Raw genomic sequence first — 24,643 nt, forward strand, 5'->3', positions numbered from 1 at the left:
GCTGCCGTGCTCTGTCGCTGAGCACAGCAGGGCCCCGGAACCGGCGCAGTGGTCCCGGGGCCCGGTCGTTGGGCACGCTAGGGGTGCACCTCGATCCGTCGCGTCAGACGCGCCGCAACACGGCGACGACCTTGCCCAGGATGGTCGCCTCATCGCCCGGGATCGGCTGGTACGCGGCGTTGTGCGGGAGGAGCCACACATGGCCGTCCTCACGCTTGAAGCGCTTCACCGTGGCCTCGCCGTCGAGCATCGCGGCGACGATGTCCCCGTTCTCGGCGACGGGCTGACGGCGCACCGTCACCCAGTCGCCATCGCAGATGGCGGCCTCGATCATGGAGTCGCCGACCACCTTGAGGACGAACAGCTCGCCGTCACCGACCAGCTGCCGGGGGAGCGGGAAGACGTCCTCGACCGACTCCTCGGCGAGGATCGGGCCACCGGCCGCGATCCGGCCGACGAGCGGCACATAGGAGGCGGCGGGCTTGCCGGTGGTGTCGGTCGGCTGTGCGCTGGGCTGGTCGGAGCCGCGGACCTCGTAGGCCCGGGGGCGGTGGGGGTCCCGCCGCAGAAAGCCCTTGCGCTCCAGAGCCATCAGCTGATGGGCCACGGAGGAGGTGCTGGAGAGCCCCACCGCCTGACCGATCTCCCGCATGGACGGCGGGTAGCCGCGTCGCTGCACAGAGTCGCGGATGACCTCGATGACGCGGCGCTGCCGGTCGGTCAGCCCAGAGCTGTCCGCCCGGATGCCTGGAGGTCGTCCGGGTAGGGCACGGGAGGGCTTCTGGCCCTCCGGGTTCGTGGCGTCGTTCATGGTGGGCGTCTGGTTCATCGCGTGCGCCTGTTCGAGCCTGCTCTGGGAGCGCTCCTGAGTGGTGATGGTGGTGCTCTCTGCGGTGGTGGTCACGACGGGCCCCTCTCGAGATGTTCTCCCTAGCTGGACAACGGTAGTTGCTTTCGAAAGGTTGCGCCAAACACACGTTCGAGTGAAATTTCGTAGATCGGCTGACGCGATCACAGGATTGGGTGTATGGGCCGAGTCTCCGGGAGCTCGTCCGGTGGTCTCCAGTCTCCCACTCCGACCCCCGTGAATCCGTGAGGGCGGTGGCTCGCGTAGTCTCGTGCCTGCTCCCGGACTGTGACACGCCACCCGATCCTGTTGAGTGCCAGACACCAGATCTAGTGGTTTGATGGACCCAAGCCGCCTACAGGTTGTGGTCCCTGGTGATTCATCGCCGAGGTTTTCGCCTATGCTTGTGGCCGCTTCACCGGGCCTTCCGGTCCGGTCGAGGCTATGCAGCCATGCGCCGTTCATAAGGGTGAGGGAGGGTACGGAGCCATGCACTGCCCCTTCTGCAGGAACCCCGACAGTCGTGTGGTGGACAGCCGGACCACGGACGACGGTTGTTCGATCCGCAGGCGCCGCCAGTGCCCCGACTGCTCGCGTCGCTTCACCACCGTGGAGACCGCGTCGCTGATGGTGATCAAGCGGAGCGGGGTCACCGAGCCCTTCAGTCGCGACAAGGTCATCTCGGGTGTGCGCAAGGCGTGCCAGGGCCGCCCGGTCACCGAGGACGCCCTCGCCAAGCTCGGCCAGCAGGTGGAGGAAGCCGTACGCGCCACCGGCAGCGCCGAGCTGTCCACTCATGACGTGGGGCTCGCCATACTCGGCCCGCTCCAGGAGCTCGACCTCGTCGCCTACCTCCGCTTCGCTTCCGTCTACCGCGCCTTCGACTCGCTCGAGGACTTCGAGGCGGCGGTCACGGAGCTGCGTGACCAGCAACGGCCTCCCGCGCACGACCGCGGATCCGGTGCCGACGGGGCCGCGGAGGCCCCCGCGCCGGCCATCGCCGCCGACTGACCGGCGGCGCAGACGTACCCGGGGCGCAGTGCGTGCCCGGGTGGAAGACAGACACACCGTGCCTGGGAAGAAATAGGCACATCAGGGCGTTTTCGCCCGTACAGGGAGGCGGAATGACAGAGACGACGAGCGGCCCGGCACGAGGCTCCCGCGCCAAGGGCAGCAAGGCGAGCAAGGGTCTGCGTATCGAGCGCATCCACACCACACCCGGCGTACATCCGTACGACGAGGTGGAGTGGGCGTCTCGTGACGTCGTCATGACCAACTGGCGCGACGGCTCGGTCAACTTCGAGCAGCGCGGCGTCGAGTTCCCCGAATTCTGGTCGGTGAACGCGGTCAACATCGTCACGAGCAAGTACTTCCGTGGTGCGGTGGGCTCCCCGGACCGCGAGGCGAGCCTGAGGCAGCTCATCGACCGCGTGGTGCACACCTACCGCGCGGCCGGCGAGAAGCACGGCTACTTCGCCTCGCCCGCCGACGCGGAGATCTTCGACCACGAGCTGACCTATGCCCTGCTGCACCAGGTCTTCAGCTTCAACTCGCCCGTGTGGTTCAACGTCGGCACCAAGCAGCCGCAGCAGGTCAGCGCCTGCTTCATCCTGTCCGTGGACGACTCCATGGAGTCGATCCTGGACTGGTACAAGGAAGAGGGGATGATCTTCAAGGGCGGCTCCGGTGCCGGCCTGAACCTCTCCCGCATCCGCTCCTCCAAGGAGCTGCTCTCCTCCGGCGGCAACGCCTCCGGCCCGGTCTCCTTCATGCGCGGCGCCGACGCGTCCGCCGGAACGATCAAGTCGGGCGGCGCCACCCGCCGCGCGGCCAAGATGGTCGTCCTGGACGTGGACCACCCGGACGTCGAGGCCTTCATCGAGACCAAGGTGAAGGAGGAGGAGAAGGTCCGCGCGCTGCGCGACGCGGGCTTCGACATGGACCTGGGCGGCGACGACATCACGTCCGTCCAGTACCAGAACGCCAACAACTCGGTCCGGGTGAACGACGAGTTCATGAAGGCCGTCGAGACCGGCTCGAAGTTCGGCCTCCGCGGCCGGATGAATGGTGAGGTCATCGAGGAGGTCGACGCCAAGGGTCTCTTCCGCAAGATGGCGGAGGCCGCCTGGGCGTGCGCCGACCCCGGCATCCAGTACGACGACACCATCAACCACTGGCACACCTCGCCGGAGTCGGGCCGGATCACCGCGTCCAACCCCTGCAGCGAGTACATGCACCTGGACAACTCCTCGTGCAACCTCGCCTCGCTCAACCTCCTGAAGTTCCTGCGCGACGACGACCTGGGCAACCAGTCCTTCGACGCCGAGCGCTTCGCCAAGGTCGTCGAGCTGGTCATCACCGCGATGGACATCTCCATCTGCTTCGCCGACTTCCCCACCCAGAAGATCGGCGAGACCACCCGCGCCTACCGCCAGCTGGGCATCGGCTACGCCAACCTCGGCGCCCTGCTGATGGCCACCGGCCACGCCTACGACTCCGACGGCGGCCGCGCGCTGGCCGGAGCCATCACCTCCCTGATGACCGGCACGTCGTACAAGCGCTCCGCCGAGCTGGCCGCGGTCGTCGGCCCGTACGACGGCTACGCCCGTAATGCGGATGCCCACAAGCGCGTCATGAAGCAGCACTCGGACGCCAACGGCACCGCGGTGCGCATGGACGACCTGGACACCCCGGTGTGGGCGGCGGCCACCGAGGCCTGGCAGGACGTGCTGCGCCTCGGCGAGAAGAACGGCTTCCGCAACGCCCAGGCCTCCGTGCTGGCCCCCACCGGCACCATCGGCCTGATGATGGACTGCGACACCACGGGCGTCGAGCCGGACCTGGCGCTGGTCAAGTTCAAGAAGCTGGTCGGCGGCGGCTCCATGCAGATCGTGAACAACACGGTCCCCAAGGCGCTCAAGCGGCTCGGCTACCAGCCCGAGCAGGTCGAGGCGATCGTCGCCCACATCGCCGAGCACGGCAATGTCGTCGACGCCCCGGCCCTGAAGCCCGAGCACTACGAGGTCTTCGACTGCGCCATGGGCGTGCGCTCGATCTCCGCCATGGGCCACGTGCGCATGATGGCCGCCGCGCAGCCCTTCCTCTCCGGTGCGATCTCCAAGACGGTCAACGTCCCGGAGACGGCCACTGTCGAGGAGATCGAGGAGGTCTACTTCGAAGGCTGGAAGCTCGGCCTGAAGGCGCTCGCGATCTACCGCGACAACTGCAAGGTCGGCCAGCCTCTCTCCGCCAAGAAGAAGGAGGAGGAGAAGAAGGTCGTCGAGCAGGCCGAGCCCGAGGCCGAGAAGATCATCGAGTACCGTCCGGTCCGCCGACGCCTCCCCAAGGGCCGTCCCGGCATCACCACCTCGTTCACGGTGGGCGGCGCCGAGGGCTACATGACCGCCAACTCCTACCCGGACGACGGGCTGGGCGAGGTCTTCCTGAAGATGTCCAAGCAGGGCTCGACCCTCGCGGGCATGATGGACGCCTTCTCCATCGCCGTCTCGGTCGGCCTCCAGTACGGCGTGCCGCTGGAGACCTACGTCTCGAAGTTCACCAACATGCGCTTCGAGCCGGCGGGTATGACGGACGACCCGGACGTGCGGATGGCACAGTCGATCGTCGACTACATCTTCCGCCGCCTGGCGCTGGACTTCCTGCCCTTCGAGACCCGCTCGGCGCTCGGCATCCACTCCGCCGAGGAGCGCCAGCGCCACCTGGAGACCGGTTCGTACGAGTCCCCCGAGGACGAGGTGGACGTCGAGGGTCTGGCCCAGTCGGCTCCGCGCCAGGTGGAGGCTTCGGCGGCCACCACGTCGTCCGCACCCCGTGCCGTTTCCTCCGCCCCGAAGGAGGCGCACAGCTCGACCGAGCTGGTCGAGATGCAGCTGGGGCTGAACGCCGACGCGCCGCTGTGCTTCTCCTGCGGCACCAAGATGCGCCGTGCGGGCAGCTGCTACCTGTGCGAGGGCTGCGGCTCTACCAGCGGTTGCAGCTGACGCGGGACCCTGTCCGGGAGGTGACCGACCCCCTCCCGGCGGCCTGATGTGACAAGGGGCGGTGGAGCCGTTGACCGGCTCCACCGCCCCTTGTTCTCGTTCACTCCGCCCGAGGGACTTCCGCGCCGACGGGATGCGCCGTTCTGGAGGCCGACTCCGGGGGCGCACAGGTAGTGAGAGGGGCGCATACGGCACTCGGGGTGGTGAACCATCACTGCCTGCCGGTTGGTTGGCCATGTGATGCGGGCCACCGGCGGGGCCGTAGGATAGCGCGGTGCTGGTCAAGTGGATTCGCTGCACCGTGGTGGACCGTCCGGGTTTCGAGCGGGGGCAGCGGAAGTGGGCGGGGTTGCCCGGGGAACCGGGTTTCCGGGGGCAGGGCGGCGGCTGGAGCCGGGGGCGTTCCGATGTGGCGCACATTTTCTCGTTCTGGGAGAGCCGGACGTTCTACGACTCCTTCATGGCGCGGTCGCACGACCGGCTGGCGGCCTCGCAGTCGGGGACGTACCGGGACATGCAGGTCCGGCTGTTCGAGCATCGCTTCGATGTGAAGGTCGGTTTCGAGCCGCGGTTCACCGATGTGGACGTGGTGCGGGTCGCGCACTGCCGGGTCCACGCGGAGCGGGTCGAGCACTTCACGCTGGTGCAGGAGAAGGTGTGGAACCCGGCGATGGCCGGGTCTCCCGGGATGCTGCGCGGCCTGTTCGGCGAGGCCCCGGGGAACGAGTTCCTCACCCTGTCGATGTGGGATTCTGCCGCCGAGCACGGGAAGTACCGGGCCGAGCGGGTGGAGCGCCTGGGCCTGCGTGCGCAGATCGAGGCGGACGTGGCCGCGATCGCGGGTGATGTGGTGGGCGTCGTATCGGCCTGGACGGTCTGACCGGCTCGATGCGCTGAGACACCCGGGCCGGTCCCCGGCGGGACCCGGCGCCCGGCACCGCCCCGACCCACGGTCGCAGTCGGACGCCCGGCCTGACCCGGTGGACGGTCCTGCGGCTCTGCCCGACTCCGGCCGGAAGCCGGCTGATTGCCTTCAGCCGGCTGATCCTCCCGGTGCGGCCGGGAGATACGCTCCGGCCCTGACCGCGGCGGTGACGGCTCCGGCCGTCTGGTCGGCGAGCTCTTCGCCGAGAGGTTCCCGGGTGATCACCGCTCGGAGGAACAGCGGTGCGGACACGGCCCGTACGACCGCTGCCGCATCGGTGCCGGGCGGCGCCTCGCCCCGTTCGACCGCCCGTTTCACGACGGCCTCGCAACGTGCGAACCGTTCCGTGTAGAAGCTGTGCAGCGCCCCGGCCGTGCGCTCGGATTGGAACGCGGCCGCGATGAAGGCGGTGGGAACGACCGCGGCCGAGGCGTCGCCGAACGTGTCGTTGACCTCGCGGGCCAGGGCACGCAGATCGCCGTCCAGCGTTCCGGTGTCGGGGGGCGTCCAGGTGTCCTCGCCCGCGAGGTCGAGCGCGTCCGTCACCAGCCCTTCGACGTTGCCCCAGCGCCGGTAGAGCGTCGTCTTGTGGACGCCGGAGCGCTCGGCGACGTACTCCACGGTGAGCCCGGGGTAGCCGTGCTCGGCGAGTCCGGTCAGGACGGCGTCGCGAACGACGGCGCGGGTGCGGGCGGTACGTCCTCCGGGCCGGATGGTGCCCGGTGAGGTGGCGGCATCTTCTGCGGACAAGTGCAACTCCAGTTGTGTTAGTCGGTTTGCCGTGGCATGCTGAGGGTAACGCAACTGTAGTTGTGTTTGGAGTGGTCCGGCTCCCCGCTCCCGTCCCGTCCGCTCTCCGCTCGGAGGTTCGCCTTTGCCCACTCAGATCTCGCTGCGCGGTGTCACCCTGTCCCGGGGCGACCGCACACTGCTCGACGATGTGTCCTTCTCGGTGCGGCCCGGTGAACGGGTCGGCATCGTCGGGGAGAACGGCGCGGGCAAATCCACACTGCTCAAGGTGCTGGCCGGAATCGAACCGTCCGATGACGGCGCGGTGGTGACCGTGGCCGAGGGCGGTGCGGGATATCTCGGCCAGACTCCCGAACTGCCTCCGGATCACCGGGTGGGGGAGGCGATCGACGCGGCTCTGTCCGAGCTGCGCGCCATGGAAGGCAGGCTGCGAGAGCTGGAGGTGCAGCTCGGCGACTGCGCCCCCGAGGTGCTCACCGAGTACGGCGACCTGCTCACCTCCTTCGAGGCGCGCGGTGGCTACGAGGCGGACGCCCGGGTGGACAAGGCTCTCCATGACCTGGGACTGGGGACCATCGGGCGGGACCGGCGGCTCGGCAGCCTCTCGGGAGGAGAGCAGGCCCGGCTCGGTCTGGCCTGTCTGATCGCGGCGGCCCCCGAAGTGATGCTCCTCGATGAACCGACCAACCATCTCGACGGCGCCGCCCTCATATGGCTTGAGGACGCCTTGCGGAGCCACCCCGGCACGGTCCTCGCGGTCTCCCACGACCGGGTGTTCCTGGAGCGGGTGACGACCGCCATCGTCGAGGTGGACGGCGACCGGCGCACCCTGGTCCGTTACGGCGGGGGGTACGGCGGATTCGTCGCCGAGCAGACCGCAGCGCGCCGTCGCTGGGAGCAGGCGTACGAGCAGTGGTGCGCCGAGACGGCGGCTCTGGCCGAGGCCGCCACGACGGTGGCCCGGCGGGTCGCTCCCGGCCGGGGGATGAAGGACGGCAACAAGGTCGCCTACGACCGGGACAAGGGGCGGGTGCAGTCCTCGGTCTCCAGCCGGGTGCGCAACGCCCAGGAGCGGCTGCGCAGGCTCCAGGAGGCTCCGGTGCCCCGGCCCCCGGATCCGCTGCGGTTCACCGCGCGCCCTGAGGCGGGTGGTGAGAGCGGTGTGCTGGTCGGCCTGCGTGATGTGCGGGTGGGGGATCGCCTGGCGGTGGAGGGGCTCACGGTCGCCGCCGGTGAGAGGCTGCTGGTCCACGGGGCCAACGGTGCGGGCAAGTCCACGCTCCTGCGGGTCATGGCCGGGGTGGAGCGGCCGGATGCTGGTCAGGTGGTGAGGCGGGGCCGGATCGGCTATCTCGCCCAGGAGATACCGGTCGCCCGGCCCAGTGAGCGGCTGCTGTCGGCTTTCGGGCGCGGGCTGCCGGGGACCTCGGAAGAGCAGGTCGAGCTGCTGTTGTCCCTCGGGCTCTTCAAGAAACGTGACCTTCATGTGCCGGTGGGATCGCTCTCGGCGGGGCAGCGGCGTCGGCTCGCCCTGGCCCGGCTGCTGGCCCGTCCCGCGGATCTGCTGCTGCTCGACGAGCCGGCCAACCATCTGGCCCTCGGACTGGTGGAGCAGCTGGAGCAGGCGCTGGACCAGTGGACCGGGGCGGTGGTGGTCGTGTCGCACGACCGGCTGTTGCGCAGCCGGTTCACCGGACGGCGCTGCGAGATCCGCGACGGGCGGCCGGTGGCGGACAAGGGGAGCGAGGCGCACGCCATGGCGCCGAACTAGGGTGGCGATATGGCAAGACCCCGGCGCATCGTCCTCATACGGCACGGAGAATCGGAGGGAAATGTCGATGACACGGTGTACGAACGCGAACCCGATCATGCCCTGAGACTCACCGAGCGGGGGCGACGCCAGGCGCAGGAGGCGGGCAAGCGGTTGCGCACGGCCTTCGGCGAGGAGCGGATTTCGGTCTATGTGTCCCCGTACCGGCGCACCCACCAGACCCTCACCCTGCTCGGACTGGACCCCTCGCGCACCCGGGTCCGGGAGGAACCGCGGCTGCGCGAGCAGGACTGGGGAAACTGGCAGGACCGCGATGACGTGCGGAAGCAGAAGGCGTACCGCGACGCCTACGGGCACTTCTTCTACCGCTTCGCGCAGGGCGAGTCGGGCGCCGACGTCTACGACCGGGTGGACGCCTTCCTGGAGAGCCTGTGGCGCAGTTTCCAGGACCCCGCCCATCCGCCGAACGTCCTGCTGGTCACCCACGGGCTCACCATGCGGCTGTTCTGTATGCGCTGGCTGCACTGGACCGTCGCCGAATTCGAGTCACTGTCGAACCCCGGCAACGGGGAGACGCGGTCCCTGCTGCTCGGCTCCGACGGTCGCTACCGCCTCGACCGGCCCTTCGAGCGCTGGTGCACCCCCGAGCCGTACGGTCTCACCGGCTAAAGTGCCCAGCGATGACCGCTGACCGTTTCCACCGGGCCCTCGGGAGCCTGCGCGGGCTGTCCGTGGGCGATGCCCTCGGCTCCCAGTTCTTCGTACCCGCCAACTATCCGTTCCTCAAGCGTCGTGAGCTGCCCCCTGCCCCCTGGCAGTGGACCGACGACACCGAAATGGCAAGCTCCGTCCTGGCCGTCCTGGCCTCGCACGGGCGGATCGACCAGGACGAGCTCGCCCGGTCCTTCGCCGAGCACCATGATTTCGACCGGGGCTACGGTCCCGCCGTGAACCGGATGCTCCGGCTGGTCAGAGAGGGGGGTGACTGGCGAGACCTGGCCGCAGCCCTGTTCAACGGGCAGGGTTCCTGGGGCAACGGCGCCGCCATGCGGATCGCCCCTCTCGGCGCCTGGTACGCGGGTGACGTGGAGCAGGCGATCCACCAGGCGGAGATCTCGGCCTACACCACGCACCAGCACCGTGAGGCGGTGGCGGGCGCGATGGCGGTGGCCGCCGCGGCCGCGCTGGTGGCCGACCCCGCGAGCCACTCCGGACCGGAAGACCTGCTGGACCGCGTGACCGAGGCCGTGCCCCGCAGCGCCGTGCAGGCAGGGCTGCGCCGTGCCCGGGACATGCTCGACTACGCGGACGCGGGCACGGTCGCTGCGGTGCTCGGATGCGGTCGCCGCACCAGCGCCCATGACACCGTGCCGTTCGCCCTGTGGGCCGCGGCCCGCCACCTGGGCTCCTTCGAGGAGGCGTTCTGGCGGACCGCCCAGGCCGGTGGGGACGTGGACACCACCTGTGCCATCACCGGGGGCGTGATCGCCGCCGCGGCGGCCGGGGCACCGCCCGGTGCGTGGCAGGAGCGCACCGAGACGCTGCCCGGCTGGCTGCCCGAGCCGCCCGCCTGACGTCCGGTGGCCCGGTGACCGGCTCCCGCTCCGCGGTCAACCCCCGGACGAACCGCCCGCCCGCGGCGCGGTGTTGGACCGGAGGGGCACCGCCGGCGCCGGAAGGGCGGCGGATGCCGCCGGCTGGACCCCGTGGCCACGGAACCCGCTTCCGGACCTCCGTGGGGGCGGCGTAATGTTGTCCTCGCCATGGCCTATGAACCGCCCACCCACAGTGTCGAGCGCTCGCTCCGCGCCACCACAGGAGCAAAGATCGTCGTCGGTGTCGACGAGGTCGGGCGCGGGGCATGGGCCGGGCCGGTGACGGTCTGCGCGGCGATCACCGGTCTGCGGCGTCCGCCGACCGGGCTCACCGACTCCAAGCTGCTGAGCCCCAAGAAGCGCTCGACGCTGGCGCAGGAGCTGGAGACGTGGGTCACCGCGCACGCCCTGGGTCACTCCTCTCCCGAGGAGATCGATGACCTGGGGATGACGGCTGCCCTCCGGCTCGCCGCGACACGGGCGCTCGACGGGCTGCCCGTCCGTCCGGACGCGGTGATCCTGGACGGCAAGCACAACTACCTCGGCTCTCCCTGGACGGTTCGTACGGTCATCAAGGGCGATCAGTCCTGTGTGGCCGTCGCCGCAGCCTCCGTGATCGCCAAGGTGCGACGGGATGCGATGATGGCCGAACTGGGAGCCGCTCACGTGGACTTCCGCTTCGGTGACAACGCCGGATATCCGTCCCCCGTGCACCGCGCCGCACTGCGGGAGCTGGGGCCCACCCCCCACCACCGGCTGTCCTGGGCCTACCTGGACGGGCTGCCCCGGTGGCGGCACCTCAAGCGGGTGCGCACCGCACCCGAACCGGTCGGGCTGGAGGGCGAAGGCCAACTCGGCTTCGACTTCTGAGCAGACCAGCGGTCAAAACCGCCACCCGCCGATGCGAATCGCACCGGCGTTTGATAGACATCAGCCCATGCCTCTCATCCCCGAGGAGCCTCAGATTCACGAGAGTGTCCCGGGTCCTCGCGCGACACCGGCCGCAGGCCGCACCGCGCCGACCCCTCGTCCTGTTCCTGGTCCCGGTCCCCGGCCCGCCCCGCGGCGGCCCGGAAACCCCGGCCCGAGCCGCGGTACCGCCGGGACCTCGTCGGCTCCGTCGCAGCGCTCCACGAGCGATACGACGAAGCCCCTGCCGGCCGCGCCCGCGGCCCCGGCTGCCAAGCCCGCTCCCGCTGCCGCCGCGACGGCCGCGCCCCAGATCCAGCTGATCCCCGCTCCGGTGGACGGCGCTCTGGACGCGGCGGACGAGGCGGTCGACCTGCTGCTGGACTCCGGTCGGGTACCCGGTGACATCCTGGTGCTCACCACCGGGGACCAGCATCCGTGGGCGGCCCACGAGTTGTCCTTCGGCGAGGCGTCCTACTGGGCGCAGTTCGACGCCGGTGACGACGTCTTCTACGCCGCGGCGGAAGCCGACCGCGCCAAGGGCCGTCCCGTCGTGGTCGTCGCCGTCAACGGCGGGGCGGACGACGCCATCGCCCGGGCGCTGCCGGACGCGATGAGCGGAGCCGGTGAGCTGCTGGTCGTCTGCGGCGACCCGCAGCGCATCAATACCTTGATCGCCGCGGGTGTCTGATCTCGCACGGCCTCGTACGCCCGGTGCCCGGCAGTCTCTGTCCACGGTGACGGAGCTGTCCGGCGTCCGGCCGGACGGTGTCACACCGCCGCGGAGTGGCTGAGCGCGTCATGCGCTCCGCTACGAGGCGGCGACAGCGGCGCGGCCCCGCCGTCGCCGTTGGCGGTGAAACCGAGGGCGGTCCGGAGCGAGGCGGAGTGCGGCCGACGGCCGCTCCGCCCTTCGCCGAGGACCTGCCAGCCGTGGCGGGTCAGCGTGATGTATGCACCGCAGCGCAGCCCGTGCAGCGTGCAGGCATCTCGCAGCCCCCACATCCAGGCACCGTCCTCCTGCGTCCACTGGCTCTCGCCGTCACGGCAATAGAGCAGCACGGCGGTGCGTACCGGTGTGCGGCGCCGCAGGTCGTGCGGGATGACCCGGCGCAGCTGGGCCAGCAGCGCGTTGCGGAACTCCCAGCCGTCCGCCGCCACGGTGCCGCGCCGGGAGAACGACGCGCTGGCCGTGAGCCGTTCCTCCGGATCCAGCACCGCCACGACCGCCGTGGACGGTGTCGGTGTATGGCGGTTGTGCAGTCCGGTGACGACCTCGCGCGGATTGCGCAGCAGGGGGATACCGGCGGCGGCCCATTCCGAGGGTTCGAGCATCCGCCCCAGTCGGGAAGCGGGATCGGCGGACGGTGGCGGGGCGAAGCCGAAGGTCACGGTCCTCCCTTCGTCAGCGCGCCCAGGATCCGTATGGGGTCGGGGGCGCGGGCCACGACACTGCCCCAGCGGGACCACGGACTGGCCGGGGCGGGGAGCTGAGGTCAATTCTCGCGGTCGGGCCCCCGCGCGGCAATGAGCAGTTGGCGCCACTGACCGATTTACGTTGGTGCGCGTTCTAAAATCCCGGCCGCCCGCGGATTCCCGGCCGCCCACGCACACCCCGCCGCCCGCCGACGGCGCGGACGGGTGTTCGTCACCCCTGCACGGCGAGAACCAGCGGCAGCACCTCGCCCGCCCCGGCCCGCCGGAGCAGCCGGGCGGCGACAGCCATGGTCCAGCCGGTGTCCGAGAGATCGTCCACCAGCAGCACCGGGCCCTTGGCCTCGGTGAGGGCCTCCGACAGCGCGGGCGGCACCGTCAGCGCGCCGTGCAACGCACGGAGCCGCTGTGCGCTGTTGGTACGCGGCACCCGGGTGTCCACCTCTCCATCGCGGTAGGCGATGGTGCCCAGCAGGGGCATCCGGCCGATTCCGGCGATCCGCTCGCCGAGCGTCTGGATCAGCTGCGGCCGGGTGCGGGAGGCGATGGTGACCACTCCCACCGGGCGGGCCGGTGCGTCCGGCGCCCCCGACGCCCATCCGCCCGGCCCTCTGGCCCAGTCGGCCAGCACCGTGACCACCGCTTCCGCCACATCGTCGGGCACAGGCCCGTCCGCACTCTGCGGGGCGAGCAGTGGCCGCAGCCGGTTTCCCCAGCCGATGTCGGAGAGTCGGCCCAGGGCCCGGCCGGGAGCGGCCTGCTCGCCCGCCGGGATCCGGCCCTTGAGATCGACGCCCACCGCCGGGAGACCCGTCGGCCACATCCGGCGCGGCTCCACCTCCACACCGGGTCGCCCCAGCTCCCCGCGCGCCGCGTCCAGCGTGGCCGCGGACACCTCGGCGGTGAACCGGGCCCCGGCGCAGTTGTCACAGCGGCCGCAGGGCGCCGCCTTCTCGTCATCCAGCTGTCGGCGCAGGAACTCCATCCGGCAGTCGGCCGACGAGGCGTAGTCCCGCATCGCCTGCTGCTCCGCCTCCCGCTGCCGCGCCACCCAGGCGTACCGCTCGGCGTCGTAGACCCAGGGCTGCCCGGTCGCGGTCCAGCCACCGCGGACCCGGTGGACGGCGCCGTCCACATCGAGCACCTTGAGCATGATCTCCAGACGGGAGCGCCGCAGCTCGACCTGCGGCTCGAGCGCCGGCAGCGAGACCGGTCGGTCCGCGGCCGCCAGCACGTCCAGGGTGCGGCGTACCTGCTCCTCGGGCGGAAAGGCGAGCGAGGCGAAATACCGCCAGATCGCCTCGTCCTCACGGCCGGGCAGCAGCAGCACCTCGGCGTGCTCCACGCCTCGGCCGGCGCGGCCGACCTGCTGGTAGTAGGCGATGGGGGAGGAGGGCGAACCGAGGTGCACCACGAAGCCCAGATCGGGCTTGTCGAACCCCATGCCCAGCGCCGAGGTGGCGATCAGTGCCTTGACCCGGTTGGCGAGCAGATCCTCCTCGGCCTGCTGCCGGTCGGCGTTCTCGGTCTTGCCGGTGTAGGAGGCGACGGTGTGGCCGCGCTGCCGCAGAAACGCGGTCACCTCCTCGGCCGCGGCCACGGTCAGGGTGTAGATGATCCCCGATCCCGGCAGCTCTTCGAGGTGGTCGGCGAGCCAGGCGAGCCGGTGGGCGGCGTCCGGCAGCTGAAGCACCCCGAGGCTCAGACTCTCCCGGTCCAGCGGGCCGCGCAGCACCAGGGCCCGCATGGTCTCCTCGCCGCTGTCCTGTCCCTGCCTCCCCGTCCCCAACTGCTCGGCGACATCGGCGGTGACCCGGGCGTTCGCCGTGGCCGTCGTGGCCAGCACGGGGACGCCCCGCGGCAGATCGGCGAGCATGGTGCGCAGCCTGCGGTAATCGGGCCGGAAGTCATGGCCCCAGTCGGAGATGCAATGCGCCTCGTCGACGACGAGCAGACCCGTGGCGGCGGCCAGCTTGGGCAGCACCTGATCCCGGAAATCAGGGTTGTTCAACCGCTCCGGACTCACCAGCAGCACATCCACCTCACCCGCGGCCACCTCCGCCTGGATGGTGTCCCACTCCTCGGTGTTGGCCGAGTTGATGGTGCGGGCGTGGATACCGGCGCGCGCGGCCGCCTCGACCTGGTTGCGCATCAGCGCCAGCAGCGGAGAGACGATCACGGTCGGACCGCTGCCGCGCTCGCGCAGCAGCGCGGTGGCGACGAAATACACCGCGGACTTGCCCCAGCCGGTGCGCTGCACGACCAGCGCTCTGCGGCGCTCGGCCACCAGCGCCTCGATCGCGCGCCACTGATCTTCTCGGAGCCGCGCCGAGCCGGTGGGATCGCCGACGAGGCGGGCCAGGACGCGGTCGGCCGAGATACGCAGGTCTTCGTCGCTCATGCCCCCATGCAACCCGATCCCCCCGACAATGCGCGAACGGGCCGAGCAGCCTGTGGATAACGTTATCCACAGGCCTGGCGGGGTCGGCCCGGCTGAGAGACCGTCTGGTCATGACTCGACACGACGAAACGGCCGGGATCTCCGGCCAGGACCAGGTCACCTTGCGCAGCCCGGCGGAGCTCGCCGACGCCCTGCCCTATGTTCTCGGCTTTCACCCCGACGACAGCATCGTGATGATCGCGCTGCACGGCCCCCGCGGCCGGTTCGGGGGACGGCTGAGGCTCGGTATCCCCGGCGCGCCCGAGGAATGGCCGGAGATCTGCGACCAGCTCGCCGAATGCCTGATCACCAGCAGTCAGCGACGCGGCGAGCGTCCCGACGGGATCGTCCTGTTCCTGTGCCAGGATCCGGCCGCGGGCGAGTCGGGGCTGGACACGGTGGAGCGGTTACGACCCCTCGCCCAGCGTCTGCGCGTCGCGTGCGGGGCGATGGAGGTGCCCGTCTACGAGGCGCTGTGCCTGTCCGACGGCAGGTTCTGGTCCTACGTCTGCCCCGACCAGCGGTGCTGCCCCAAGGAGGGCGTGCCGCTCGCCCTGCCCGGCACCTCGGTCATGGCCGCCGCCGCGACCTTCGCTGGTGTGCATGTGCGCGGTTCGCTGCGGGAGATGGAAGCGCGGCTGGCACCGCTGGTCGGCCCCCGGGCCCAAGGGCAGGAGCATGCCCTGGACGTGGCCGCGGGTGAGCTGGTGCCGCGGATCCTGGAGCGCGCCGACTGCGCCACGGTCCGGGCGGAGACCCTCATCCTGGTGGGGCGGATGCTCGACCGGCTGCGCTCGGCCCCAGCCGCCGCCGACCTCTGCGGCGCCGATCTGCGTGACGACCGTCTGCTCAGGGACGACGAGGCGGCGGCGGTGATCATCGGTCTCCAGGACCGGGTGACACGGGACTGGGCCGCGCGATGGATGGAAGGACCGGACACCGAAGCGGCCCTGCGCCTGTGGCGGGCGCTGGCCCGCCGCTGCGTCGGCTCCTACGAGGAGCATGCCGCGGCGCCGCTCACCCTCGCGGGCTGGGTCGCGTGGTCGGGAGGCGATGAGCCCGCCGCCCGGGTGGCGCTCAGCCTGGCGCTCAAGGCCGATCCCGAGTACCTCTTCGCCCGGCTGCTCCACCAGGCGTGCAACGAGGGGCTCAACCCGGAGCTGCTGCGCCGCTGTCTTCGCCAGGGCGGAGTGGACCGAGCCGTGCACGCCGCGGTCCAGGAGGAGTTGGCACGGGCCGGCGCCAAGGAGCCATGGGGTCCCGGCGGGGCGGCGGACACGGCACACACGGTGGACACGGATGGCGCGCCGGACATGGCGAACGCGGTGGAAGCGGCGGATGCGGGGGAAACGGCGGAGAGCCCGCACGGCACGGCGGGGGCGATCAGCGAGACGACGGAAGCGGCGCGGTACGAGGAGGCGCGGTACGAGGAGAGGTCCGGACGGCGAGGAAGCGAAACGAACCGGGTGGACGAAGCGAACCGGGTAGATGAGACGGGCCGACCGGGCGAGACGGACCGGGCGGGCGAGGGCGAGCGGCCGCCGGAGCAGCGGGGGACAGGCGGGAGGACCGGACCCGGCGGACCCGTGGCGGCGACGGCTCCGGGAGGCAGGCGTCGTCCGGAGGGCAGGCCGCGCACCCGACGCCGTACCGGAGGCCGGGGGACGCACAGCCGACGCTGACCGCGGCGGCGTTCCGGGGTGCGCGGCATTCGGAGACAGTTGCGAGAATCGCGCGAGGATACGGGGGAGAGAGCGATCTCAGGAACATCCACGATCATGCTGAAGACCCTGTTTATCGTCAGGCAGACGACTATGATCGCGTCATGCCCTACGACCCTTCGGCCTTTCCGGCGTTCGCCGTCACCGTGGACCTGGTCGTGCTCACCGTGCGGCGGCACGCGCTGTGTGCGCTGGCCGTCCGCCGTGGAGAGCCGCCCTTCAAGGGGCGATGGGCGCTCCCGGGGGGATTCGTGCGGGCCGATGAGGACTTGGCGATGGCGGCGGCCAGGGAGCTGGCCGAGGAGACCGGGCTGCTTGCTCACGATCCGGCCCTCCCGGCCCCGCCGAACGCCGCGCACCTCGAGCAACTCGCCACCTACGGCGACCCGAAGCGCGATCCCAGGATGCGCGTGGTCAGCGTTGCGCATCTCGCGCTCGCGCCCGATCTGCCCGCGCCCCGGCCGGGAGGGGATGCACACAGCGTGCGCTGGGCTCCGGTGGAGACGCTCCTCGACCAGGAGGGAGCGTTCGGCCGGGACGGCGAGTCGGCTCCGCTCGCCTTCGACCACGCCCGGATCCTCGCGGACGGGGTGGAACGCGCCCGCTCCAAGATCGAGTACTCCTCCCTGGCCACGGCCTTCTGTCCGCAGGAGTTCACGGTCGGCGAGCTGCGCCGGGTCTACGAGGCGGTGTGGGGCGTGGCCCTGGACCCGCGCAATTTCCACCGCAAGGTCACCGGCACCCCGGGATTCCTGGTGCCCACCGGGGGAACGACGACCCGTCAGGGCGGTCGGCCCGCCCAGCTGTTCCGGGCCGGGGGCGCGACGCTCCTCAATCCGCCCATGCTCCGCCCCGAAGTGTGATGGCCCATGACACGACGACTCGTCAGAGGGTGAGGTTCCGACGAATTAGGACATAGCGGGTTACCGTGCTCCGGTACGTCACCAGTCCCCACGTGCCACCGAGCGGTTCCACGCCCCGCGGGAGAAGGAATGATTCAGGCCACCGGACTGACCAGCACCCCCCGCCGCAACCACCCGCCCGTTATCGACGATCTCACCTTCGAGGCTCCACCGGGCCGTGTCACCGTCCTCCTCGGTGGCTCCGGCGCGGGGAAGACCAGTGCGCTGCGCCTGCTGTTGCAGCTCGACCGAGGCCATGGCTCCGCCTTCTTCCGGGGGCGGCCCCTGCACCGCATCAGGCGCCCGGCCCGTGAGATCGGCGTCCTGCTCGAGGATGTGCCCGGCCACCCGGGCCGCACGGCGCGCAACCATCTGAGGATGCTGGGAGCAGCGGTCGGGGTGCCCTCCTCCCGCGCCGATGTGGTGCTCGATGTCGTCGGCCTCACCGATCTGGCCGACGAGCGTATCGGGGATCTCGCCGCAGGGATGGAGCGCCGCCTCGGCGTCGCCGCCGCGCTGCTCGGGGACCCGCACACCCTCATCCTCGACAACCCCGCGCGGGGTCTGTCGCGCCGTGAGACCGCCTGGCTCCACAGGCTGCTGCGCGGGTTCGCCGCACAGGGCGGTGCCGTCCTCGTCACCTCCGACGACCCCGAGGGCGTCGTCCGTCTCGCCGACCAGGTGCTGACCCTGGAGGGTGGACGGCTGATCGCCGATCAGACGGTCGAGGAGTTCGCCCGGACCCGGCTGCGGCCCCGGGTGGTGGTCCGCTCCCCGCTGGCCGGGCGACTCGCCGCTGTGCTCGAGGACGAGGCGCACGCCATCCGGCAGGCCGCCGAGGCGGAGGCGGCGGCCAAGGCCGCGGCCAAGGCGGCACTCGCGGCCAGGGAAGCCGAAGCCGCGGAGGCCGCCGCCAAGGCGGGCGAACCCGCGACCGCGGGCTCGGCGGCCGGAGCCGCCAACGGCTCGTCCAAGAAGGTCAAGACAGCGAAGGCGGCCAAGGCGCAGAAGGCGACGGAGTCGAAGAGCCGCTTCAGATTCCGGTTCCGCACCCGAGCGGCGGCTGAGGCGACAGCCCCGGCCGGGCGCGCCGGCCGGGCCGCGGAAGCCACCTCGGCCACCGCGGCGATGGCCTCGGTCACCCCAGGGGCCCAGGCAGCCCCTGCTGCCACCACCACCTCCGCCTCCACCACTGCCACCACCGTCACTGCTTCCACGGTCTCCACCACGGCGCCCACCGTCGCGCTCGCGGCCACCGCCCCCACGGCGGCCACCGCGAAGATCCGGACCGTCGCGGCCGAGGGCGAGGCAGCCCGCAACGGCAAGAGCGTCGCCGGAGGGTCCGGCACCGCGACCGCCGCCCACACCGTCGCCGACGCCGAGCTCGACATGGAGGCGGGCGCGCTCGCCGATCCGTTCTCCGTGGTGCACGACGACGAGGTGCACATCTCGGTCTACGGCCTCCCCACCGCCTCCGTCGGGGAGGCCGCCTACCGCCACGGCATCGTGGTGCACCGGCTGGTCGAGGAGACCGCCGACATGGGGCCGGCGACCTCCTCGGGCGCCCGCGCCCGTGACCCCGAGGCTCCGCCGCCCCGCTTTCTGCCCCGGCTCCGCCTCCCCGGCCCCGCCTGGCCGATGCGATACGAACTGCGCCGCGCCACGGGTGTGCGGACCGGCTGGATGATCGTCGTCGCGTCGATCGTCACCTCGCTCCTCGCCTCCGTACTGCTGGCCCGCGCGGGTATCACCGGTGAGCTCCACCGGGTCACCGGCTGGCCCGTCGACCTGCCGCTGCCGCCGGTCGCCATCGGTGCCGGGCTCCTGGGTGCGCTCGCCTTCGGGGAGGAGTTCCGCTATCCGGCGCTGGCTCCCGCGCGTGACACCGTGCCTCGCCGACTCGGCCTGCTCTCCGCGAAGTTCGTGGTCTGCGCCGCCGCGGCGATCATGCTGTCGATCGGCGTGGTGGTCCTCGACAGCGCGGCCCTCCTGCTGCTCGTCGGCGGTGACGCCGTGCCCCTGCCGGGGGACTGGCCCGAGCTGACCGCCAGTCTCATCGGTCTCACCGTCGGTTCGGGATGGGCCGGACTGCTCGCCGCCGGAGTCTTCCGCTCCACGGCGCTCGGGCTGGCGACCCTGCTCGCCGTGCCGGTCCTGGCGGTGCCCGTCGTGCGGCGTGTTCTGCGGGAGCCGGAGCTGCGCTCGCTGGCCATGCTTCCGCACCGGCTGCGCGCCGAGGCACTCGAACGCCCGACCTCCGAATTCGACCGGATGTTCGCAGTCCTGATGCGGCTCGCCGGTCAGCCCATGGGGCAGGCGCTGATGCTGTCGGTGGCCGTCCTGTTGTGCGCGTATGCCCTCACCGGGTTGCGTGGCAGGAGTACGCGCCAGTAGTGCGCCGCGGGCCGGTCGTCCGGCCCGCGCTCCGGCGCCAGGTCACCTCGTCTCCATGCGGCGGCGCCCTACCGGACCAGGTCGGGGGCCGTTTCGCAGGTCCATCGCACGAAGTGCTCGCAACTCCGCGAAGGGTGCTGCTTTCTGTCCGATTGAGCGTCAATTATGAGGTAATGGGCGATCACCCTTTCGTGTGCTTTTCACCAAAGACCTCAAGGGGCTTCGGAGCGTCGCCGACAAAGGATGCGTGAGTACCCTTGCGCACACCACGATGACCGCGGCTCGTCCCGCCGACTCCGGCCTGGCCGGCTCGGGCGAGCTTGACCGCTACTCCTACGCCGACGCCCCCGGCGCCGACCGCGGCAGCGCTCCCTCCTGGGACGGCGCCGACGCGGAAATCGGGCGGGTGGGCCGACGCGCAGCCGGCAACCGGGGCCGTGGGCTGCACGGCCAACTCGTCCAGCAGCTGGGCCAGATGATCGTTTCCGGCGACCTGGGCGCGGACCGCCCCCTCGTCCCCGAGGAGATCGGCCAGCGCTTCGAGGTCTCCCGCACCGTCGTTCGGGAGTCCCTGCGCGTCCTCGAGGCCAAGGGCCTGGTCAGCGCGCGCCCCAACGTCGGTACCCGGGTCCGCCCGGTCAGCGACTGGAACCTCCTCGACCCCGACATCATCGAATGGCGCGCCTTCGGCCCGCAGCGTGACGACCAGCGCCGTGAGCTGTGCGAGCTGCGCTGGACGATCGAGCCGCTGGCCGCCCGCCTCGCCGCGGGCCACGGCCGCGAGGACGTCCAGCAGCGGCTCGCCGACATGGCCGAGATCATGGGCCATGCCCTGACCCAGGGCGACACCCTCACCTTCTCCCGCGCCGACGCCGAGTTCCACGCCCTGCTCCTCCAGGTCGGCGGCAACCGGATGCTGGAGCACCTGGCGGGGATCGTCGGCGCCGCGCTGCACGTCTCCGGTGCGCCCAGCACCGGCTGTGAGCGCCTCACCGAGGCGAGCGTCGGCCACCACCGCCGGATCGTCGAGGCGGTCGCCGCGGGCGATGCCGCGGCGGCCGAAGGCGCCATGCGTCAGCTGCTGACCGTCCACCCGGATCTCGATCACGCCGAGGTCGGGGTGCCCGCGCCGCGCGAGCACTGATCCCACGGCGCGTTCCGCGCGCCCCGGGATGTCGCGCGTCCGCCGTATACCAGCGCCCGTATGCAGCGCCCGCCCCCGTGCGGTGCCGCACCGGAGCGCCCGGCGGACCGGAGCGCCCGGTGGACCGGATGGACGGGCGGACGTGCGGACTGGCCGATGTGCGGACGTGCGCGGTGTCCGGAAGCCGCAGGGCGGGCGGCGGGCGGCGGGTGCGAACGCGCGGAGGACGTACGGCGTACGGTGTCGAAGCCGGGCGGACCGCGAGCGGTGAGCGAGGGTCCGGCGGGCGGGCGAGGGCCCGGTGGATGCCGTACGGCGTATGCGGGCCGCGCCGCCGAATCCGTGTCGTGGGTTCGGCGGCGCGGCGCGCGGGATCGCGACCGACGCGATCCCGCGGGCGGGCGCATCGGTGTGACCAGTGCCATGTGCGGAATCCGCACGTGATCAACTCGGAGTTATCTGTCCGGTTAGGTGGGTATTAATACCGTTATGGGGTGTGACTCGGGCCACGACGATTGGGCGTAACGCTCTTTGGGGCAGAGCGATGATTAAAGAGGTGGCAGCCGCGGAGGGAATATGGATGTCGCTCGCAACGCTGTACTCCTCCGCACTCCGCTCCGCGCCGTCGGTTCATCCTTGCCGGCGGTCGTCGGCTCCCGTCCTCCTCGGACGGAGCCGGAAGCCGTTTCCAACGTTCCGAGAGGTTGTTCGTGTCGGCCAGCACATCCCGTACGCTCCCGCCGGAGATCGCCGAGTCCGAGTCTGTGATGGCGCTCATCGAGCGGGGAAAGGCTGAGGGGCAGATCGCCGGCGATGACGTGCGTCGGGCCTTCGAGGCTGACCAGATTCCGCCAACCCAGTGGAAGAACGTACTGCGCAGCCTCAACCAAATCCTCGACGAGGAGGGTGTGACGCTGATGGTCAGTGCCGCAGAAGCGCCCAAGCGCACCCGCAAGAGCGTCGCAGCGAAGAGCCCGGCCAAGCGCACCGCCACTAAATCCGTCGCGGCCAAGACGGTTGCCGCCAAGAAGGCCCCCGCCGCTCCGGCCGCTCCCACGGCCGCCGCGGGCGCGAGCGCCGACGAGTCCGCCGAGGGCCCGGCGAAGAAGGCCGCCGCGAAGAAGACCACGGCGAAGAAGGCCGCGGCCAAGAAGACCACCGCGGTCAAGAAGACCGCGGCGAAGAAGACCACCGCCAAGAAGGACGCCGCCGACGAGCTCCTCGAGGGCGAGGACGTGCTGGAAGAGGCGCCGACGGGCAAGCCCGGCGGCCCCGAGGGCGCCGAGGGCGAGCCCGAGAACCAGGGCTTCGTGCTCTCCGACGAGGACGAGGACGACGCCCCCGCGCAGCAGGTCGCGGCGGCCGGTGCCACCGCCGACCCGGTCAAGGACTACCTCAAGCAGATCGGTAAGGTCCCGCTGCTCAACGCCGAGCAGGAGGTCGAGCTCGCCAAGCGCATCGAGGCGGGGCTGTTCGCCGAGGACAAGCTGGCCAACTCGGACAAGCTCGCCCCCAAGCTCAAGCGTGAGCTGGAGATCATCGCCGAGGACGGCCGCCGCGCCAAGAACCACCTCCTGGAGGCCAACCTCCGACTGGTGGTCTCGCTGGCCAAGCGCTACACCGGCCGCGGCATGCTCTTCCTGGACCTGATCCAGGAGGGCAACCTGGGTCTGATCCGCGCGGTCGAGAAGTTCGACTACACCAAGGGCTACAAGTTCTCCACGTACGCCACCTGGTGGATCCGTCAGGCGATCACCCGCGCCATGGCCGACCAGGCCCGCACCATCCGTATCCCGGTGCACATGGTCGAGGTCATCAACAAGCTCGCGCGCGTCCAGCGCCAGATGCTCCAGGACCTGGGCCGTGAGCCCACCCCGGAGGAGCTGGCCAAGGAGCTCGACATGACCCCCGAGAAGGTCATCGAGGTCCAGAAGTACGGCCGTGAGCCGATCTCCCTGCACACCCCGCTGGGCGAGGACGGCGACAGCGAGTTCGGTGACCTCATCGAGGACTCCGAGGCCGTGGTCCCGGCCGACGCCGTCAGCTTCACGCTGCTCCAGGAGCAGCTCCACTCGGTGCTCGACACCCTCAGCGAGCGCGAGGCGGGCGTGGTCTCCATGCGCTTCGGCCTCACCGACGGGCAGCCGAAGACGCTGGACGAGATCGGCAAGGTCTACGGCGTGACGCGTGAGCGCATCCGCCAGATCGAGTCCAAGACGATGTCGAAGCTGCGCCACCCGTCCCGCTCGCAGGTGCTGCGCGACTACCTCGACTGATCCTTCCGCGGCCGCAGGCGGCCGTGGTGGATGACATCGGCACGACGAAGGCCGGACCCCGAGCAGGGGTCCGGCCTTCGCGCTGTCCGTGTTCGCGTCCGTCCGTGAGGCCATGAGTGGCCGGGCACCCCGGATGGACCACTACCGGATGCGGTCTCCATCGGGCGGGGTGACGCTGGGTGTGCGCCACGCTCCGCACGGTCAGGAGGCTGTATGCGTAGGTCGTTCCGCCCACTCCTCGCCGTTCTCGCGGTCCCGCTGTCCGCTGCCCTCGCCCTGGTGCTGATCTCTCCGGCACCGGCGACGGCCGATCGCGGGGTGGTGGGTGGTCAGGCGGTCCGCACGGTCGAGGCACCGTGGGTGGTGGCCCTGTCCAGCCGTGCGGTGTTCGGTACCACCCGTTCCGGTCAGTTCTGCGGCGGTGCGGTGGTCACCCCGACGACGGTCCTCACGGCGGCCCACTGTCTGAGCCGGGCGGTGCTCGGCCGGAGCTGGCAGGAGGTGCGGGATCTCCGGGTGATCGTCGGACGCAATGATCTGCGGGGGACCGCCGGGGTGGAGTACCCGGCGACCCAGGTGTGGGTGAATCCGGCCTACGCGGCGGATGAGCGGGCCGGTGATGTCGCGGTGATCACCCTGAGCCGCCCACTGCCGTCCGCCTACGTCCTCCCCATGGCGCAGCACGGGGACCCGGCGTACCAGCCCGGTATCCGGGCGGCGGTGTACGGCTGGGGCGATACGGAGGGTGACGGCAGCTATGCCTCGACCCTGCGGATGGCCACGGTCCGGGTGCTGGACGACGCGACCTGCGCGGCGGCCTATCCGGGCAGTGCCGAGGGGCAGTACCAGCCGGACTCGATGGTCTGCGCGGGGCTGCCGAGCGGCGGGCACGACGCCTGTCAGGGCGACAGCGGAGGGCCGCTGGTGGCCGGGGGACGGCTGGTGGGCCTGGTGTCCTGGGGGAGCGGCTGCGCGGTGGCGGGCCAGCCCGGTGTGTATACGAGGATCTCAGCGGTGGCGCCGCTGGTGGCCGCCCATGGATCGAGCCGGTGACGGCTCCTGGCACGAGCGCTGACATGAGCACTGACACGAGCGCGGGCGGCCGCCCCCTGCTGGGGGCGAGCCGCCCGGGTTCCGGCCCTGGGCCGGCGTCGCTCGTCGTCGTGGGTGGTGCGAAGCGTCAGCGTTCGTCCTCGGACGCGGACGCCGGAACGGCGGTCAGCCGCTCGGTCTCGTCCTGTATCTCAGCGGCGATCTTCTTGAGTTCCGGCTCGAACTTGCGCCCGTGGTGGGCACAGAAGAGCAGTTCACCGCCGCTCATCAGGACGACGCGCAGGTAAGCCTGGGCGCCGCAGCGGTCGCAGCGGTCAGCGGCCGTCAGTGGGCTCGCGGGTGTCAGAACAGTAGTCACGTCGCCTCTTCTCTAGCTCGACGAGCTGTCGTACCAGGGTCAACATCCAACCAGCCCGAAATCGTTCCCGCTCGTGGCTTTTCCCCAAAGATTGCTTCTGAGTAGGCCGGATGGTGACGGTTG

General features: G+C 71.1%; 19 protein-coding genes. 14 read left to right on the forward strand and 5 right to left on the reverse strand.

From position 1 onward, the window contains the following. Positions 1-103: 103 nt before the first annotated feature. Positions 104-904 (reverse strand): transcriptional repressor LexA, encoded by an 801-nt coding sequence (gene lexA, locus NMK44_RS00700; protein ID WP_254737145.1) that lies wholly within the window; start codon positions 902-904, stop codon positions 104-106. Between the two features lie 432 nt (positions 905-1,336). On the opposite strand from lexA, the gene nrdR reads away from it, so the two are divergent. The 3 genes from nrdR to NMK44_RS00715 all read left to right on the forward strand — a co-directional run bounded on the left by nrdR (position 1,337) and on the right by NMK44_RS00715 (position 5,728). Further along, positions 1,337-1,858 carry a transcriptional regulator NrdR gene (gene nrdR / locus NMK44_RS00705; protein WP_254737146.1) on the forward strand — a complete coding sequence of 174 codons (522 nt, stop codon included), beginning with the start codon at positions 1,337-1,339 and terminating at the stop codon, positions 1,856-1,858. A gap of 113 nt (positions 1,859-1,971) precedes the next feature. After that, complete coding sequence (locus NMK44_RS00710) at positions 1,972-4,848, forward strand: vitamin B12-dependent ribonucleotide reductase (RefSeq protein ID WP_254737147.1); 2,877 nt, start codon at positions 1,972-1,974, stop codon at positions 4,846-4,848. A gap of 274 nt (positions 4,849-5,122) precedes the next feature. Then, positions 5,123-5,728, forward strand: coding sequence for a YdbC family protein (locus tag NMK44_RS00715; protein ID WP_254737148.1), 606 nt, complete (start codon positions 5,123-5,125; stop codon positions 5,726-5,728). 153 nt (positions 5,729-5,881) lie between these two features. On the opposite strand, the gene NMK44_RS00720 is transcribed toward NMK44_RS00715, so the two are convergent. Continuing rightward, positions 5,882-6,523: a TetR/AcrR family transcriptional regulator gene (locus NMK44_RS00720; protein ID WP_254737149.1), complete on the reverse strand. Its 642-nt coding sequence runs from the start codon at positions 6,521-6,523 to the stop codon at positions 5,882-5,884. A gap of 124 nt (positions 6,524-6,647) precedes the next feature. Between NMK44_RS00720 and abc-f the strand changes: the two genes are divergently transcribed. The 5 genes from abc-f to NMK44_RS00745 all read left to right on the forward strand — a co-directional run bounded on the left by abc-f (position 6,648) and on the right by NMK44_RS00745 (position 11,489). Beyond that, positions 6,648-8,294, forward strand: coding sequence for a ribosomal protection-like ABC-F family protein (gene abc-f, locus NMK44_RS00725; RefSeq protein ID WP_254737150.1), 1,647 nt, complete (start codon positions 6,648-6,650; stop codon positions 8,292-8,294). 9 nt (positions 8,295-8,303) lie between these two features. After that, positions 8,304-8,963, forward strand: coding sequence for a histidine phosphatase family protein (locus NMK44_RS00730; RefSeq protein WP_254737151.1), 660 nt, complete (start codon positions 8,304-8,306; stop codon positions 8,961-8,963). An 11-nt stretch (positions 8,964-8,974) separates the two neighbouring features. Further along, positions 8,975-9,868, forward strand: a complete 894-nt coding sequence (locus NMK44_RS00735) for an ADP-ribosylglycohydrolase family protein (protein WP_254737152.1) — start codon at positions 8,975-8,977, stop codon at positions 9,866-9,868. Between the two features lie 189 nt (positions 9,869-10,057). Beyond that, positions 10,058-10,759 carry a ribonuclease HII gene (gene rnhB / locus NMK44_RS00740; RefSeq protein ID WP_254737153.1) on the forward strand — a complete coding sequence of 234 codons (702 nt, stop codon included), beginning with the start codon at positions 10,058-10,060 and terminating at the stop codon, positions 10,757-10,759. Between the two features lie 67 nt (positions 10,760-10,826). After that, on the forward strand, positions 10,827-11,489 hold the full coding sequence (locus NMK44_RS00745; protein WP_254737154.1) for a hypothetical protein: 663 nt from the start codon (positions 10,827-10,829) through the stop codon (positions 11,487-11,489). A gap of 80 nt (positions 11,490-11,569) precedes the next feature. Here the strand turns inward: NMK44_RS00745 and NMK44_RS00750 are convergent, their stop codons facing one another. Both NMK44_RS00750 and NMK44_RS00755 read right to left on the reverse strand, forming a co-directional pair. After that, complete coding sequence (locus tag NMK44_RS00750; RefSeq protein WP_374215208.1) at positions 11,570-12,190, reverse strand: hypothetical protein; 621 nt, start codon at positions 12,188-12,190, stop codon at positions 11,570-11,572. 256 nt (positions 12,191-12,446) lie between these two features. Beyond that, positions 12,447-14,633 (reverse strand): RecQ family ATP-dependent DNA helicase, encoded by a 2,187-nt coding sequence (locus NMK44_RS00755; protein ID WP_254737155.1) that lies wholly within the window; start codon positions 14,631-14,633, stop codon positions 12,447-12,449. A 110-nt stretch (positions 14,634-14,743) separates the two neighbouring features. On the opposite strand from NMK44_RS00755, the gene NMK44_RS00760 reads away from it, so the two are divergent. The 6 genes from NMK44_RS00760 to NMK44_RS00785 all read left to right on the forward strand — a co-directional run bounded on the left by NMK44_RS00760 (position 14,744) and on the right by NMK44_RS00785 (position 24,162). Next, positions 14,744-16,354: a DUF4192 domain-containing protein gene (locus tag NMK44_RS00760; RefSeq protein ID WP_254737156.1), complete on the forward strand. Its 1,611-nt coding sequence runs from the start codon at positions 14,744-14,746 to the stop codon at positions 16,352-16,354. Positions 16,355-16,497: 143 nt separating this feature from the next. Continuing rightward, positions 16,498-17,256 (forward strand): NUDIX hydrolase, encoded by a 759-nt coding sequence (locus NMK44_RS00765; RefSeq protein ID WP_254737157.1) that lies wholly within the window; start codon positions 16,498-16,500, stop codon positions 17,254-17,256. A gap of 129 nt (positions 17,257-17,385) precedes the next feature. Beyond that, positions 17,386-19,689, forward strand: coding sequence for an ATP-binding cassette domain-containing protein (locus NMK44_RS41935; RefSeq protein ID WP_302887642.1), 2,304 nt, complete (start codon positions 17,386-17,388; stop codon positions 19,687-19,689). 193 nt (positions 19,690-19,882) lie between these two features. Further along, entirely contained in the window at positions 19,883-20,833 is a 951-nt protein-coding gene (locus tag NMK44_RS00775; protein ID WP_308358002.1) for a FadR/GntR family transcriptional regulator, read from the forward strand. A gap of 704 nt (positions 20,834-21,537) precedes the next feature. Continuing rightward, positions 21,538-23,109 (forward strand): RNA polymerase sigma factor, encoded by a 1,572-nt coding sequence (locus NMK44_RS00780; protein ID WP_254737159.1) that lies wholly within the window; start codon positions 21,538-21,540, stop codon positions 23,107-23,109. Positions 23,110-23,322: 213 nt separating this feature from the next. Beyond that, positions 23,323-24,162: a S1 family peptidase gene (locus NMK44_RS00785; protein WP_254737160.1), complete on the forward strand. Its 840-nt coding sequence runs from the start codon at positions 23,323-23,325 to the stop codon at positions 24,160-24,162. Between the two features lie 127 nt (positions 24,163-24,289). On the opposite strand, the gene NMK44_RS00790 is transcribed toward NMK44_RS00785, so the two are convergent. Continuing rightward, positions 24,290-24,520, reverse strand: coding sequence for a DUF7455 domain-containing protein (locus NMK44_RS00790; RefSeq protein ID WP_176180246.1), 231 nt, complete (start codon positions 24,518-24,520; stop codon positions 24,290-24,292). Between the last annotated feature and the right edge of the window lie 123 nt (positions 24,521-24,643).

It is taken from the genome of Streptomyces cucumeris (assembly GCF_024295805.1).
Classification (GTDB): domain Bacteria; phylum Actinomycetota; class Actinomycetes; order Streptomycetales; family Streptomycetaceae; genus Streptomyces; species Streptomyces cucumeris.

What these genes read in the sequence shown, in the direction of transcription:
- nrdR (WP_254737146.1), top strand. Translation starts at nt 1,337, where the DNA reads ATGCACTGCCCCTTCTGCAGGAACCCCGACAGTCGTGTGGTGGACAGC.
- NMK44_RS00710 (WP_254737147.1), top strand. Translation starts at nt 1,972, where the DNA reads ATGACAGAGACGACGAGCGGCCCGGCACGAGGCTCCCGCGCCAAGGGC.
- NMK44_RS00730 (WP_254737151.1), top strand. Translation starts at nt 8,304, where the DNA reads ATGGCAAGACCCCGGCGCATCGTCCTCATACGGCACGGAGAATCGGAG.
- NMK44_RS00735 (WP_254737152.1), top strand. Translation starts at nt 8,975, where the DNA reads ATGACCGCTGACCGTTTCCACCGGGCCCTCGGGAGCCTGCGCGGGCTG.
- rnhB (WP_254737153.1), top strand. Translation starts at nt 10,058, where the DNA reads ATGGCCTATGAACCGCCCACCCACAGTGTCGAGCGCTCGCTCCGCGCC.
- NMK44_RS00745 (WP_254737154.1), top strand. Translation starts at nt 10,827, where the DNA reads ATGCCTCTCATCCCCGAGGAGCCTCAGATTCACGAGAGTGTCCCGGGT.
- NMK44_RS00755 (WP_254737155.1), bottom strand. Translation starts at nt 14,633, where the DNA reads ATGAGCGACGAAGACCTGCGTATCTCGGCCGACCGCGTCCTGGCCCGC.
- NMK44_RS00760 (WP_254737156.1), top strand. Translation starts at nt 14,744, where the DNA reads ATGACTCGACACGACGAAACGGCCGGGATCTCCGGCCAGGACCAGGTC.
- NMK44_RS00765 (WP_254737157.1), top strand. Translation starts at nt 16,498, where the DNA reads ATGCCCTACGACCCTTCGGCCTTTCCGGCGTTCGCCGTCACCGTGGAC.
- NMK44_RS41935 (WP_302887642.1), top strand. Translation starts at nt 17,386, where the DNA reads ATGATTCAGGCCACCGGACTGACCAGCACCCCCCGCCGCAACCACCCG.
- NMK44_RS00785 (WP_254737160.1), top strand. Translation starts at nt 23,323, where the DNA reads ATGCGTAGGTCGTTCCGCCCACTCCTCGCCGTTCTCGCGGTCCCGCTG.